Genomic DNA, 407 nt, shown 5'->3' on the forward strand with positions numbered 1-407 from the left:
GTAAGCGAACAAGCGAACCGCCAAGCCCGAGGAGAAGCCGCCATGGACCCCGTATCCCACACCGTCATCAACCTGATCATCTTCGTGCTGGCCATCTACGTGGGCTACCACGTCGTGTGGACCGTCACCCCGGCGCTGCACACGCCGCTGATGGCCGTCACCAACGCCATCTCCGCGATCGTGATCGTGGGCGCCATGCTGGCCGCCGCGCTCACTGAAACGGGCCTGGGCAAGACCATGGGCGTGCTGGCCGTGGCGCTGGCCGCGGTCAACGTCTTCGGCGGGTTCCTGGTGACCCGGCGCATGCTGGAGATGTTCAAGAAGAAGGACAAGAAAGTGCCCGCTGGCGGTGACGGCGCCAAGGCGGGGGGACGCTGATCATGTCGATGAACGTCGTCACGCTGCTG

1 protein-coding gene is annotated in these 407 nt (G+C 65.1%); it reads left to right on the forward strand.

Annotated elements, in window-relative coordinates; all coding sequences use genetic code 11:
* Positions 1 to 42 precede the first annotated feature (42 nt).
* Positions 43 to 378, forward strand: coding sequence for an NAD(P) transhydrogenase subunit alpha part 2 (locus tag AC1DMA_RS30135; protein WP_478146479.1), 336 nt, complete (start codon positions 43 to 45; stop codon positions 376 to 378).
* The last annotated feature ends 29 nt before the right edge of the window (positions 379 to 407 follow it).

The organism is Variovorax sp. 05N34 (genome assembly GCF_056397405.1).